We start from the raw sequence: 12,953 nt of genomic DNA, 5'->3' as shown, positions 1-12,953 counted from the left end.
AGGGGCGGCGCCGACGGTTTTGGCCCGATGGGCGCAAGGAGTCGCTCCCCTTCTGGAAGCCTGTGATATCATCCCGGCTGGACATGCCGCAGCCTGCCAGGCGTCTTAACGCCATTCCGCCCTACCTTTTCGCCGAGCTCTCTGAGATCAAGCGGGCAGCAGCTTCTGAGGGGATAGACGTTATTGATTTGGGGATTGGTGATCCCGACACACCGACGCCGCCGGAAATCGTTGACGCTCTTTGCAACTCAGCCCGCAATCCAGAAACGCACAGGTACGACGAGTCTTCGCGTGGCTGGCCGATGTTCCTTCAAGCCTGTAAATCGTTTTACCAGCGAGAGTTTGGAGTCGGCCTAGACGCTGAGAAGGAGATTATGCAGGTGATTGGTTCGAAAGAGGGACTTGCACACCTTGCTTGGACTTACGCTGAAGACGGAGACACGGTGATTGTACCGAATCCCGCCTACTCGGTTTACAAAGTGAATGCCGTAATGGCAGGTGCAAACGTCCACGAGGTTCCCTTAAGGAAAGCTAATGCCTTCCTTCCCATCTTAGACGATATCCCCACTGACATCGCGCGAAAGGCAAAGTTGTTCTACGTTTGCTACCCAAATAATCCAACTGGTGCCATCGCTACCAGAACGTTCTACGAGGACTTCGTCCGATTCTGTCGCGAGTACGACATCTTGGCCGTCAACGATATGGCATATGGCACAATCGCTTTCGACGGTTTCAAGAATCCTACAATGCTACAGGTTGAAGGTGGCAAAGACGTCGGGATAGAGTTTCACTCCCTGAGCAAGATGTACAACATGACGGGTTGGAGGATTGGTTTTGCCTGCGGCAACCCAGACGCGATCACAATACTTCAAAAGTTGAAGTCCAACATTGACAGTAAACAGTTTCCCGCGATCTCCGAAGCAGCCGCCCTGGCCCTAAGCCGAGGTAAGACGAACGCAGCGATTGAGTTGTACAAGACCCGGAGGGACGTGCTCGTCTCAGGCTTGCGCGACCTGGGCTGGGCGGTTGAACCTCCTAAAGCCTCGTTTTTTGTTTGGGCAGAAATACCAGAAGGGTTCGGCGACAGCATGTCCTTCGCCAAGGAGCTCTTAAGGCGTACGGGCGTGGCGGCCGTACCTGGTTCCGGCTTTGGTGACGAGGGCGAGGGTTATATTCGGTTCGCCCTTACCCTAAAGGGCGACGTGCACGGTGAGCGCTATCACGAAGTTCTCGACCGGATAGCAAAGGCTGGTTTCTCCGTGCGCGCGAAAGTCTAGTGACCACGTATGATTCAGCCATCGCCAAGCTTGCAAGTGCTGCAAACGCTGGCTGGAAGTTAGATCTATCGCGGATCCGTTGTCTGGTCGACCGTCTCAGAATTGAAAGACATCCTGGATATTTTCACGTAGCCGGTACGAATGGCAAAGGAAGTACGACGGCTTATATCCACCGACTGCTCGACTTACACGGTTATCGAGTAGGCGCCTTCTATAGTCCTTTCGTTTACACACTTCGGGAGCGCATTCAACTTGGCGGGCGGTACGTTACCGAGAGTGAGCTAACCCGGCTTGTTGAACATGTTTGGAAGGCTGGTGAAGAATGTGACCGGAATGGACTGGGCCTTCCGACAGAGTTTGAGATTAAGACGGCAATGGGCCTACAGTTCTGGTCTGAATCTCAATGCGACTATGTAGCCCTTGAGGTAGGACTTGGCGGCAGACTCGATGCCACAAATGTCATCGACAAACCGTCCGCATCTATTATAACAAGCATAAGCATGGATCACACCGAGATTCTAGGCGACTCATTAGGTGCCATCGCGGCCGAGAAGGCAGGGATCATAAAGCGGCACCGACCCGTTGTTGTCGGACGGATTGGAGAGGAGCCAGAACATGTCATTGCCGAAATCGCCCGGAAAATGGATGCGCCCGTATTCCGCTTAGGCAAGGAGGTTATCGTGGAAGGAGACGGGAGTATGTTTGATTGTAATGTTCTAGGCAAGACTTATCGTTCTATTAGGACAGGTATGCCTGGTGCCGAGCAACAAGATTCAGCGAGCTTGGCTCTCGCTGCGATAGCGATCGCAGGAATAGACCTTGATAAAGAAACGGTGAGGGAGGCGATACGGGGTACGAGGCTTCCCGGAAGGGGAGAGATTGTGTTTCACGCGTCGAAAAGGTGGTACCTAGATGGGAGCCATAACCCAGCAGGGATTAGAAGTCTTGTGAGCAGAATGCGAAATGAGAGTGACACCAAACCGTTCTTGCTCATGGGAATGGCGAAAGGCCACGATCATGTGGCAGTTATTGCTGCGTTGGCGGACGTGGTCGACGACTGCATATTTGTTCCTCTCGATAGTCCTCGAAGCCAGAAGCCGGAGGATCTGGCGGCGGTTGCTAAGGAGCATGGACTTAAGGTACGAGTCCTCGCAGACGCTACGGAAGCTGTCAACATGCTGAAGGCGGATCCGACCGAGCTAATTCTAGTCACGGGGAGCTATTACCTCGTGGGGGAGGTCGGTTCTCTAATTGGCAGCGTATTCTCAAGGCTATGAGATGGCAGACCTGGCTAGAACCTCTGATTGCTTTACTGTTAGCCCTCCATGTTTACTTGCAGCAAAGTCAGAGCCCGAGTCTTTTGCAAGATTCAGATACTCGGGAGATTCTCCGAGTCACCTCCAACCGTCCACCACTCTACTGGTTTCTCCACGACTGGCCGCTAGAGAACCACTTTTACCGTCCGGTCAGCACGTTAACCTTTGAACTCGACCGAAGAATTGATCCTGGTACAGGAGAGGCATTCGCACGTACCAATGCGGTCTCAGCGGCAGTGGCAGTGTTTCTTGTTTACCTCGTTACTTCGCTGATAACAACGCAGAGGAACGTTGGCCTATTTGCGACGGGAGTGTTTACATTCTGGTTATCGCCATTGGATCTTAGTCTCCTGCAGAACTGGGGAGGCAGCCTTGCGGTTGCTGTTGCTATAGGTCTTATCGGGCGGGGTACCAGCCTTCTGAAGTCGTTCAAATGGGCTGGAGCAACACTGTTTGTCGTGTTGATGACAATGCCTGAGGCCAACCTTTACCAGGGTGTCGTGAATTGGATTCCTGGACGCACAGCGTCCCTGGCGACGGTCATGGCCCTAGGGGCTTTGGCCATCGTACTTACCGGGGCCCGGAAGGAGTCTCCCGTGATAGTTTGGTCGCTGCTTACGTTCCTCTGCTCGCTGCTGGCGCTCCTTTGCTATGAACAAGCCGTGGCAATACCAATAGTTTGTGCGTTATGGATCAGCGCGTCTAAAGGAACAACCTTGATGAAGCGGGGGCTAGTTCTAGGAGGCTTACTATCACTTGCCGTCTATATTTTCGCAAGGCTTGCTTTTGTCCCGACTGCGATCTCAACTTACCAGGGGCAACAGCTGCGGTCAGTCGAGGGAACCGTAAGAAACATCCTTGACACCCTTGTTCCAGGATTTACGGAGAGTAACAGGATCGCAGCAACTCTTGATCTTCTTCCCAGCCTATTGTTGACTGGCCAGTGGTGGATTAGCTTGGCGGCAATGCTGGCGCCATTCGCTGGATTGGCACTTATCGCTGAACAACGAGGGCTTAAAGAAGCGGGTGCGTTTTATTTGGCGTTCGTCGTGACATTTCTTCCTGTTGCCTTTTTGAAGTTCTTCGATCACTATTACTTTATGCCGTTGGCGTTTAAAGCGATGTTTGTCGCGTGGTTTGGGCTCCTGCTTTGGCGATCTGTGGTTAACGAATGGAAACGCCCAAGGGTTGCAGCGCCTTTACGATTTCGTCCCGCACCAGGTTCGCTTCAGCGTCCGTAAAGTTGCCATCTTTACGGAACTGAAGCGTTATCGCATAGGAAACGTGACCTTGTGGTACGCCTTGCCCCTTATAGGCGTCGAAGAGCTCATAGTGTTCCAGACTCGAGCCGCCCGCAAGCGTTATCGCTTCGGAGAGAGCATGGTAAGAAACGCTCTCGGGGACGAGCAGCGCGACGTCTCTCCGGGCCGGAGGGTTTCGGAAGATCGGTCGGTAACTCGGCACTTTCCGAAGCTCCGCAAACGCGGCTTCGAGATCAATCTCTGCCAAGAACGTCATCGCAGGAAGGCCGGTTTGGGCCGCTATAGTGGGATGGACTTGGCCCAAGATGCCGTATTTGCCCAGCGCTGCTTGGCGGGTGGGATGAAGACGAGGATCGTTTCCTAGCTTAAGAGTTAGAGCCGAAGAGAGATGTGGGTCTAGGCCTTCAAGAACGCACGCTTTGAAAGTATAGAAGTCGAAGATGTCCTCGCTTGTGTGGTTCCAGCTGGTCAAGTTTAGGCGCCCAGTGGCAAGGAGCCCGAGGGACAATGATTCTTTGCCTTCAGAGAACACTCGTCCTGTCTCAAACCATAGCTGGTTGTGGGAGTCGTTCCTGGCGAAGGTGTCAGCAAGGCCAGGAAGCAAGGATGTTCGAAGAAAGGCAAGTTCAGGGGAGTGGGGCTGCCGGATCTCCACAGGTTGGAGCGGTGCATCGAGGGGGCTCTTACTCGTCATAGAATGCGACATGGCTTGGTCAAAACCAAGCCGTAAAAATCGCTCTTGAACCTGGTCGATAAAAGCATAGAGGCCGTGCACGCCACCGACACTCGAAAAGCCGTGGGGAAGGGCCTCAGGGATTTTTTCGTAACCGTGCATGCGCCCGATCTCTTCGACCAGGTCGTCAGAGCGGATGAGGTCGATGCGCCAGGTCGGGGGCACCACCTGCATGCTACCGGCTGTTTCGACAACTTGACATCCTAAAGAGCGGAGGTAACCAATTTGTTTTTTGTCATGGACTGGCATTCCCAATCGCGCAGACGCTCGATCCAGGGTGAGCGTAATGGGGTGTCGCTTCGGCGGCGCGGGGTACTCGTCGGTTATACGAGATGAGGGCGCTCCTTCTCCCGTTTCTGCGAGGATCTGGGCAAAGCGTGCGATGGCACGAATAGGGCCGTTGGGATCTACGTATCGTTCAAAGCGATAGCTCGCATCGGTCTGAAGTTTTAAGGATTTACGGGATTGGCGAACCCGTTGATGGTCGAAGTGGGCGGCCTCGAGTAAACATCGAGTCGTTTGCCCATCGACCTCCGTTTCAAAACCACCCATTACGCCAGCCACTCCGATAGGGCGGGATTCGTCGGCTATAACGAGCGCGCCTCCTGGCAAAGTCCGCTCGGTCTCATCCAAAGTCTTGACCGTTTCGCCAGGCCGGGCTTCACGTACAACTATGGTCGATTCCGTAAGTTTGGCCATGTCGTAGGCATGGAGTGGTTGGCCCGTTTCGATCATCACGTAATTCGTGAGGTCGACGAGGAGCGAGATGGGGCGTTGGCCAATTCTTCGAAGGCGTTCTTGGAGCCACTCTGGCGAAGGACCGTTCTGGATCTCCGAAAACTCCTGGCACGCAAAGCGCGAACAAGCCGGTGTTTGGATGGAGACGGCAATGGAAGATTGCGGTAGGTCGTCGGAGGTGGGGCCTTCGAAGGTGGTGAGCCACTGATAAAGCTTAGTGGGAGATGCCTCGGACGACTTAGCGAGTATCTCACGCGCGATACCGAGGGAAGAGGCGCCGTCGCCTCTGTTCGCCATGATGTTGATGTCCAAGACCTTTTCGCCTTCTTGTTCGGTGATCTCTTCGATTTCGAAGCCGACCATTGTGAGCAAGTCGCCGATCTCTTCGGCAGTCATGGTCGTGTCGACCATGTCACGGATCATGGACTCGGTGAGTTTCATAACGAAAACCTAGGCGAACTGGCTAAGGAAGCGGCGGTCGTTCTCCAAGAAGTGGCGCAGATCGTCGACGCCATAAGCCATCATAGGGATGCGCTCCACCCCAAGGCCGAACGCGAAGCCAGAATACTTGTCTGTATCGATCCCATAACGCTCAAGGATGTTGGGGTGGATCAAACCTGCCCCGCCCAGCTCCACCCATTTGCCGCCGAAAAGTTTCGGAGATGATATGGCGTAGTCGACACCGGGCTCGACGAAGGGAAAGAAGTCGGGGCGAAAGCGGACCTTGACGCCGTCACCGAACATTTCTCTCGCAAAAGCGCCGAGCGTCCCTTTGAGGTTAGCCATGGAAACACCCTCGTCAACCATGAAGACATCGACTTGGTGGAAGGTGTGGCTGTGCGTCCGGTCTACCGCTTCATTGCGGAAAGTGCGGCCAACCGTAAAGGCGCGAAAGGGCGGTTTTGTCGACTCGAAAACCCGTCCTTGCAAGGCTGTGCATTGTGTGCGAAGGACGAGGTCGTCTGTGATGTAGAACGTATCCTGTTCGTCCATCGCGGGATGGTCGGGCGGATAGTTCAGGGCGTCGAAGTTGTATTTAAACTCTTCAAGTTCTGGTGACTCGTGGTAAACGAACCCCATGCCGCCCATAACGCGCTTAATGTTGTCGATCGTTATCTGAAGGACGTGTTTGCGGCCCGCGCGCAGGGGGCGACCAGGCAGGGTGATGTCGATGCGCTCCCGCTCGAACTGGTCCGCCAGTTCGACTTCTTGCACGCGGGCGGCGCACTCGTCGAGCAACGTCTGCAACCGGGCCTTGGCCTGGTTCACCCTCTCGCCGAAGGGCTTCCGCTCGTCGGGGGCCAAGCTACCGATCCCCTTCATCAGGCCGGAGAGCGAGCCGTTCTTGCCGAGCAGGGCAAGTTCGATCTGGCGGATCTCGGCCGTCGACTTCGCAGCCAGGATTTCCGCTTCAGCTTCGCGCTCGATCTCGGCCACGTCTCGGGGAACCACGCCAAGAGTTTGAAGCGAGCGCGGAAGGCAAAACGGCGTTAAGGCCTACCGATCGCCTTCCGAACAAGCCGCCGGCGGCTTCAGGGGAGCGCGGCCAGGCTCTTTCCGACCCGGTCGACCGCTTCGTCCACTTGCTCGTCCGTGATGACGATGGGCGGCGTGAAGCGGAAAGTGCGATGCCTGGTCTCCTTTGTCAGCACTCCATGGTGGAGGAACTGGTGGGTGAGCTCGGCGGTATCGACCTCGGCCGAGACCTCCATGCCGACAAGCAGGCCCCGGGAGCGGACCTCTTTGATGTGCGGCGACTGAAGGGCCAGCAGGCCCTCCGTGAACCGGGTACCGGCCCTTACGGCTTGGCCGGCGAAGTCTTCGGCCTCCATTTCGGCGAGCGCGGTGAGGGCGACGACGGCCCCGAGCGGGTTGCCGCCAAAGGTGGAACCGTGGTCGCCGGGATGGAAGACCTCCATGACTTCCGCCTTGCCGACCGCGGCCGAAACGGGCATGATCCCGCCGCCGAGCGGCTTGCCGACCGCGACCAGGTCGGGTTCCGCGTCCTCGTATTGCCAGGCGAAGCGGCGCCCTGTGCGGCAGAACCCGGTCTGGACCTCGTCCCAGATCAGCAGGACACGGTTCTCCCGGCAGAGCTTGGCGACTTCCGCCATCCAGCCCTCCGGCGGGATGATGATGCCCCCTTCCGCCTGGATCGGTTCAGCCATGAAGGCGGCCGTGTTCGGCGTGATCGCGGCGCGCAGAGCCTCGATATTGCCGAAGGGGATCACCTTGAAGCCCGGGGTGAACGGGCCGAAGTTCGCCTTGTAGCCCGGCTCGGTGGAGAATCCGACGATGGTGGTGGTCCGGCCGTGGAAGTTGTCCTCGCAGACTAGGATCTCGGCCTGGTCTTTGGGGACGCCCTTCACCGTATAGGCCCACTTTCGAGCCAGCTTGATGCAAGTCTCGACGGCCTCGGCACCGGTGTTCATCGGGCAAACCATGTCCAGGCCGCAGTATTCGGCGAGGCCCTTCATGAAGAGGGCGACCTCGCTCGTGTAAAAGGCCCGGCTCGTCAGCGAGAGCCGTTCGAGCTGTTCCTTGATCGCTTCGACCACGCGCTCACTGAGGTGCCCGTGGGCGACGGCCGAATAGGCGCCGACGCAGTCGATATAGCGCTTGCCCGACCCGTCCCAGGCCTCGGCGCCGTCCGCCCGGACGATGTTCACCGGAAGCGGCTTATAGTTATGGGCACCATAGCGCTCGGTCATTTGGACGGCTTCGGCATCGCTGAGCTCGGCGACGATGGAGGGGACCCCTCGGTCGGCGATCTCTTGCCAAAGGCTGGTGCGGGTGGTCGGAGCCATATTCCCAGTGTAGGGGCTTTTCCCCACAGAATTGAACCCCCGTGGGCCGGAATGCTGGTCTGGGCGTCTTGTGTGCCTACCCCGTAGGAAAAGCGGCAGTTTTGTGGAACAAGACCCTCCGAGGCAGGTAGATGGCAGAGGCAGCGGCGGCAGAAACTCCGAAGAAGAAGGGCGGGAAACTTCCCATGATCATTGCCCTGGTGGTGACCCTGGGGGCAGGAGGCTACTTCGGAATGAAGATGGGTGGAGGTTCGAAGGAGCCTGAGAAGCCGAAGGTCGAGCTCGGCGAGATCACCCCGGTCGGCGAGTACCTCGTGAACCTTGCGGACGGTAAGACGTACCTGCGGGTCGAGGTCTCGCTCCAGCTTGCCAAGGACGCGCATTTAGCCGAAGGGGGCGGAGGCGGTGAAGGCCACGGGGGCGCGGCCGAGCCGCCCGCTCCCGTGAAAGACGCCATCGTTTCGGTGCTCTCCTCCAAGACGCTTGCGCAGGTTGCCACGCCAGAAGGAAAGGCGGCCCTGAAGAAGGAGATCGCCGCGGCCGTGAACGCCACCGCCCCGCACAATGACGAGGAGGAGAAGGACTCCAAGTCCGAGAAGAAAGGCGCCAAGGCCGACAAGAAGGGCGCCAAGGGCGAGGCCAAGGGCCACCACGACGAGGAGGAAGACCACGGTGAGGAGGAGATCATCGACAAATCGTGGGACTCGCAGAAGGGGCCTGTCTTGAAAGTCTTTTTCACGAGCTTCGCTACGCAGCAGTAGCGGCCTAATGGGCAGCCGCTTCGACCGGCTGCCCTTCGGCGGCCGGCTTCCTCGCGAGCGAGGCCAAGCCCGCGACGAGGTGGGCGACCGCCACCGCCAGGAAGGGCACGTTCGGAAAGCCAAACCGGGGATTGCCGAAGAAGACGGCGACAAGCACGAGCGTATAGAGCACCGATGCGGTGCAGAGCGGCGGGGTCGTCAACCCCTTCTTCCGGCCAAGGAACCCAGCCAGCAGCGCAAGGCCGAAGCCGTACGAGAGCGCCGCGGTATAGGTCTGCGCATAGCCCTTGAAGGCCAGGAACAAACTGCGCTCGGGGCCCATCCCGGGAACCCTGAGCCGCCCCTTTTCGGTCTGGAACGCCCAATACGCGGCGTCTGTGCCCTCCAAGAACGTGGCCGAGACTTTGGCGGGAACGGTGGCCAGGCTCGCGCCCGGATCCTGCCGCAGGTAATAGAGGGCGAGGCCCCGGGCCATGGCGTCCCGTTCGACCTCGTTGAGCCCCTTCAGTCGCGGTTCGATGGTCTCCGGGTTTTTGTACCGGCCGTTGGCCCCGGGGTGGTGGCCGATGAGCAAGTTGTCCCCGCCGTTCGTGCTGATAAAGACGAACTTGCCGAAGGCGTCGTAGTTGCGGACGGTCCAGGTCAGGGCCACCAGGCCGACGACCAGGTAGACCCAGGCCAGTCGCTGGAGCACGGTCCCCTTCAACGCTTCGCGGTTGCCCCAGACCGCCGCCACGGCGATGATGATCGCGGGGAGCAGCACGGCCTGTGGCCGGACGAGTGTGGCGAAGCCGAAGGCAAGGCCCGCGCCCAGCATCCAAGCCACGCCGCGCCGGGGGCAGACGAGGCAGGTCGCGGCCCCGGCGAGGACCAGGGCCGTGAAAAGGGGTTCGGAGGCGAGGATGCCCGAATAAGCGATATAAGCCGGGTGCAGCGCGACGACGAGCGCCGCGATCCAAGACGCGCCCTTGAACGGCGAGAGCCTTCGGGCGACCACCCAGGTGAGCGCCACGCAGGCCAAGGTCAGGGCGGTGTTCAGCACCTTGCCCGCCAGCACGGAAGCCCCGGCGAACTTGAACACCGTCGCCAAGGCGAGGGGGTAGCCGACCGGCCAGTACGCGGTCGGGTGGTCGTCCACGCGGTAGCCCCAACCTTGCGCCATCTCTGCCGCCCGGTCGAAGTACCAGGCGAAATCCGTTATGGGCTGGGTGTCGACGGCCAAAAGCCACCACACCCGCACCGCAAGCGCGATAACAAGGATCGTCGCCAAGGTCCAGGCGTCGAAAATCGAGCCTAGGCGGAGGACGCGGCGCACTCTGGGCTGCAAGGGGCCGTAGACTACACCATCCGATGAAGACTGGCAAGCTCGTCGTCGCCGTGACAGGCGCAAGCGGGGCCATTTACGCCCAGCGGTTCTTGAGGCAGGCTGCGCGGGCCTTCGACCACGTGTACCTGACCGTCAGCGCCCAGGCTGTCGACGTCGCCGCGACCGAGCTCGGGGTGACCATCGACCGCCAGAACTTCTCGACGGAGCCCTGGCTCGGCGAGACTTACCGGAACGTCCACCTTCTGGACGAGCGGGACTACTTCACGCCTCCCGCGAGCGGTTCGTTCCGCCATGACGGCATGGTGATCTTGCCCTGCTCGATGGGCACCGCGGGGCGGATCGCGAACGGCATCAGCAACGACCTCACGACCCGCGCCGCGGACGTCTGCCTCAAGGAGCGCCGGCCCCTCGTCCTCGTGCCGCGCGAGATGCCCTGGAACCTCATCATGCTGCGTAACCTCACCGCGCTCGCCGAGGCGGGGGCGACCGTCTTGCCCGCCTCGCCAGCCTGGTACACCCGCCCAGGTAGCCTGGAAGACCTGGCGGACACGGTGGTCGCCCGCGTGCTGCAGGTCCTTGGAGTAGAACAGACCTTGGTCGACCAATGGATGGTGGAGCAGTAAGTTTCGGGCGGCTTAAGGCGGGGATAATGCGCGAGGCTGGGCAAGGATGAAGAAGGTCGTTATTGCAGGTGGGAGCGGCTTCATCGGTTCTGCGTTGGTCGAGCTTCTCGCCGACCACGGGTTCGAAGTCGCGGTCCTCAGCCGTTCGACGAAGTCGGTCAAACGGGCGAAAGTCGTCCAATGGGACGGCAGGAATGTGGAGGCTTCGTGGTCGGCGGAACTGGAAGGCGCGACCGCTGTCGTGAACCTGGCCGGGGCGCCGCTCATGGCGCGCTGGAACGAGGGCTATAAGAAAAAGCTCGCCTCCTCCCGGGTGGAGCCGACCCGCGCAATCGGCGAAGCGATCGGACAGTGCATCCACCCCCCAAAGGTCTGGATCAACGGCAGTGCGATCGGCTTCTATGGCGATACCGGCAGCCGCGAGGTGAGCGAGGCGAGCCCGCCGGGCAAGGACTTCCTCGCTGAGACTTGCCAGCAATGGGAGAACGCGGCGCTTGAAGCTGTGACGCCGAACACCCGCAAGGTCTTGCTCCGGACGGGGATCGTGCTGGGGCGCGGGGGCGGCTCTTTCGAGCTCTTCGCGAAGTTGACGAAGGCGTTCCTGGGTTCGGCCCTTGGCAACGGCCGGCAGTACGTCAGCTGGATCCACCTGAAGGACATGGTGGGGATGCTGCTTTGGGCGATCGAGGGCGAGGCGACGGGCCCCGTGAACGCCGTGGCCCCGCGGCCCGTCACCAACTCGGAACTGATGGCCGCGTTCCGCGCCGAGTTCGGCCGCCCGCCGATGCCGAACGTCCCCGAGTTCATGGTGAACGCAGTGGCGGGCCTTCAGGGATGGCCGCCGGAGATGTTGCTCGGGGGCCAGCGCGTGGTCCCCGCGATGGCCCTGGCGCGCGGTTACCGGTTCCATTTCGAGGACCTGCCGGAGGCGCTGGCCGATCTCGACACGGAGCCGCCGGGCTGGGCGGTCCCAGCCGAGACGGACACCCCGTCCTAGTCCCGAAACTTTCGTCAGAAACGGTAGGTTAAGTAGGTAGAAACATGAGCATTCTTAAGGTTGGCGTTCTCCTTACGGTCCTGACCGGCTTGCTGGTGTGGCTCGGCCATGCGTTTGGCGGCACGAGCGGCATGGTCATCGCGTTTGGACTCGCGCTCGTCATGAACTTCGGCAGCTACTGGTTCAGCGACAAGATCGTCCTGGCGATGACGAAGGCGCAACCGGTGGATCCTGCGCAGGCACCCGAACTTTACGCGATGGTTCAACGTCTAGCTGAGCGGGCCGAGATCCCGATGCCCCGGCTCTTCATCGTGCCGGACCCGTCTCCGAACGCGTTCGCCACGGGAAGGTCGCCCAAGTTCGGGGTCGTCGCGGTCAACCAAGGACTCTTGAACATTTTGGACAAGCCGGAGGTCGAAGGCGTCATCGCCCACGAAATCTCCCACATCAAGCACCGCGATACGCTCACGATGGCCATCGTCGCGACTCTGGCGGGTGCCATCACGCTTATTGCGAACATGATTCGCTGGGGCGCGATTTTCGGCGGCGTCGGCGGCAACAACGAGCGGAACCCGATCGGGCTGCTCGCGATGTCGCTTGTCGCGCCGCTCGCGGCGATCCTCATCCAGATGGGCATCAGCCGGAACCGCGAGTTTGCGGCGGACGCGGAGGCGGCGCGCATGGTCGGGAGCGGACGCGGTCTGCAAGGCGCGTTGCTGAAGCTCGACCGGGGCACCCGCGCGATCCCCGGCCACATGCCGGAGAACGCCGCCCACATGTGCATCGTGAACCCGTTCGCGGGCTTGGGCGGGTTCAAGGCGCTCTTCAGCACCCACCCTCCGATGGAGGATCGTGTACGGCGTTTAGAGGACTTAGAGTCCCAGCTTAGACGCGCGTGATCCAGGACGTTCGGTACTTCGCTGAAATGTTAGGTACATTGAACGATCCAGATCGCGGTTAAGGCGGCTGAGCAAAAGCGCGACAGTCTTTTATCCGCAAGGCGGCCGAATCGAGCCGCCATAGCAGGACGAAGAGAACAGAAGCATAGCCCCGGGAAACCGGGGCCCTTTTTTTGGGGTTCGGACAAGTTCGGGGCGACCTTGCCCCGCAAA

Annotated in this window: 11 protein-coding genes; 7 read left to right on the top strand and 4 right to left on the bottom strand. The window is 59.7% G+C overall.

Annotation, left to right across the window (positions count from 1 at the left end; genetic code table 11):
- The first annotated feature begins 83 nt into the window (after nucleotides 1-83).
- The 3 genes from KF733_11425 to KF733_11415 are packed head-to-tail and all read left to right on the top strand — an operon-like array spanning nucleotide 84 to nucleotide 3,834.
- Complete coding sequence (locus KF733_11425) at nucleotides 84-1,277, top strand: aminotransferase class I/II-fold pyridoxal phosphate-dependent enzyme (GenBank protein QYK55609.1); 1,194 nt, start codon at nucleotides 84-86, stop codon at nucleotides 1,275-1,277.
- Entirely contained in the window at nucleotides 1,277-2,554 is a 1,278-nt protein-coding gene (locus tag KF733_11420) for a bifunctional folylpolyglutamate synthase/dihydrofolate synthase (GenBank protein QYK55608.1), read from the top strand. Before KF733_11425 ends, KF733_11420 begins: the two co-directional genes overlap by 1 nt.
- Nucleotides 2,551-3,834, top strand: coding sequence for a hypothetical protein (locus tag KF733_11415; GenBank protein ID QYK55607.1), 1,284 nt, complete (start codon nucleotides 2,551-2,553; stop codon nucleotides 3,832-3,834). Before KF733_11420 ends, KF733_11415 begins: the two co-directional genes overlap by 4 nt.
- Here KF733_11415 and pheT read toward each other — a convergent pair.
- The 3 genes from pheT to rocD form a co-directional block, all read right to left on the bottom strand.
- A complete protein-coding gene (pheT, locus tag KF733_11410) occupies nucleotides 3,758-5,767 on the bottom strand; it encodes a phenylalanine--tRNA ligase subunit beta (GenBank protein ID QYK55606.1) in 2,010 nt (669 codons plus the stop codon). The genes KF733_11415 and pheT overlap by 77 nt on opposite strands.
- Before the next feature lie 9 nt (nucleotides 5,768-5,776).
- On the bottom strand, nucleotides 5,777-6,778 hold the full coding sequence (pheS, locus tag KF733_11405; protein QYK55605.1) for a phenylalanine--tRNA ligase subunit alpha: 1,002 nt from the start codon (nucleotides 6,776-6,778) through the stop codon (nucleotides 5,777-5,779).
- 80 nt (nucleotides 6,779-6,858) lie between these two features.
- Nucleotides 6,859-8,133: an ornithine--oxo-acid transaminase gene (gene rocD / locus KF733_11400; protein QYK55604.1), complete on the bottom strand. Its 1,275-nt coding sequence runs from the start codon at nucleotides 8,131-8,133 to the stop codon at nucleotides 6,859-6,861.
- Between the two features lie 131 nt (nucleotides 8,134-8,264).
- Here rocD and KF733_11395 point away from each other — a divergent pair, with 131 nt between their 5' ends.
- Entirely contained in the window at nucleotides 8,265-8,894 is a 630-nt protein-coding gene (locus tag KF733_11395; GenBank protein ID QYK55603.1) for a flagellar basal body-associated FliL family protein, read from the top strand.
- A 4-nt stretch (nucleotides 8,895-8,898) separates the two neighbouring features.
- Here the strand turns inward: KF733_11395 and KF733_11390 are convergent, their stop codons facing one another.
- A complete protein-coding gene (locus tag KF733_11390) occupies nucleotides 8,899-10,209 on the bottom strand; it encodes a glycosyltransferase family 39 protein (protein ID QYK55602.1) in 1,311 nt (436 codons plus the stop codon).
- Nucleotides 10,210-10,244: 35 nt separating this feature from the next.
- Here KF733_11390 and KF733_11385 point away from each other — a divergent pair, with 35 nt between their 5' ends.
- Genes KF733_11385 through KF733_11375 form a run of 3 tightly spaced genes read left to right on the top strand, consistent with a single transcriptional unit; the run spans nucleotide 10,245 to nucleotide 12,740 of the window.
- Nucleotides 10,245-10,844, top strand: coding sequence for a UbiX family flavin prenyltransferase (locus KF733_11385; GenBank protein ID QYK55601.1), 600 nt, complete (start codon nucleotides 10,245-10,247; stop codon nucleotides 10,842-10,844).
- A gap of 46 nt (nucleotides 10,845-10,890) precedes the next feature.
- On the top strand, nucleotides 10,891-11,841 hold the full coding sequence (locus KF733_11380) for a TIGR01777 family oxidoreductase (GenBank protein QYK55600.1): 951 nt from the start codon (nucleotides 10,891-10,893) through the stop codon (nucleotides 11,839-11,841).
- A gap of 44 nt (nucleotides 11,842-11,885) precedes the next feature.
- Nucleotides 11,886-12,740, top strand: coding sequence for a zinc metalloprotease HtpX (locus KF733_11375; protein QYK55599.1), 855 nt, complete (start codon nucleotides 11,886-11,888; stop codon nucleotides 12,738-12,740).
- Nucleotides 12,741-12,953 lie beyond the last annotated feature (213 nt).

The sequence above is a fragment of the Fimbriimonadaceae bacterium genome (assembly GCA_019454125.1).
Lineage (GTDB): Bacteria > Armatimonadota > Fimbriimonadia > Fimbriimonadales > Fimbriimonadaceae > JALHNM01.
Note: the sequence above shows the minus strand (reverse complement) of the source record. Positions and strands in the feature narration are given on the sequence as shown.

Excerpts from the sequence above, each read along its gene's own strand:
- KF733_11380 (QYK55600.1), top strand. The coding sequence starts at position 10,891 with ATGAAGAAGGTCGTTATTGCAGGTGGGAGCGGCTTCATCGGTTCTGCG.
- KF733_11395 (QYK55603.1), top strand. The coding sequence starts at position 8,265 with ATGGCAGAGGCAGCGGCGGCAGAAACTCCGAAGAAGAAGGGCGGGAAA.
- KF733_11425 (QYK55609.1), top strand. The coding sequence starts at position 84 with ATGCCGCAGCCTGCCAGGCGTCTTAACGCCATTCCGCCCTACCTTTTC.
- KF733_11385 (QYK55601.1), top strand. The coding sequence starts at position 10,245 with ATGAAGACTGGCAAGCTCGTCGTCGCCGTGACAGGCGCAAGCGGGGCC.
- rocD (QYK55604.1), bottom strand. The coding sequence starts at position 8,133 with ATGGCTCCGACCACCCGCACCAGCCTTTGGCAAGAGATCGCCGACCGA.
- pheT (QYK55606.1), bottom strand. The coding sequence starts at position 5,767 with ATGAAACTCACCGAGTCCATGATCCGTGACATGGTCGACACGACCATG.
- KF733_11375 (QYK55599.1), top strand. The coding sequence starts at position 11,886 with ATGAGCATTCTTAAGGTTGGCGTTCTCCTTACGGTCCTGACCGGCTTG.
- KF733_11415 (QYK55607.1), top strand. The coding sequence starts at position 2,551 with ATGAGATGGCAGACCTGGCTAGAACCTCTGATTGCTTTACTGTTAGCC.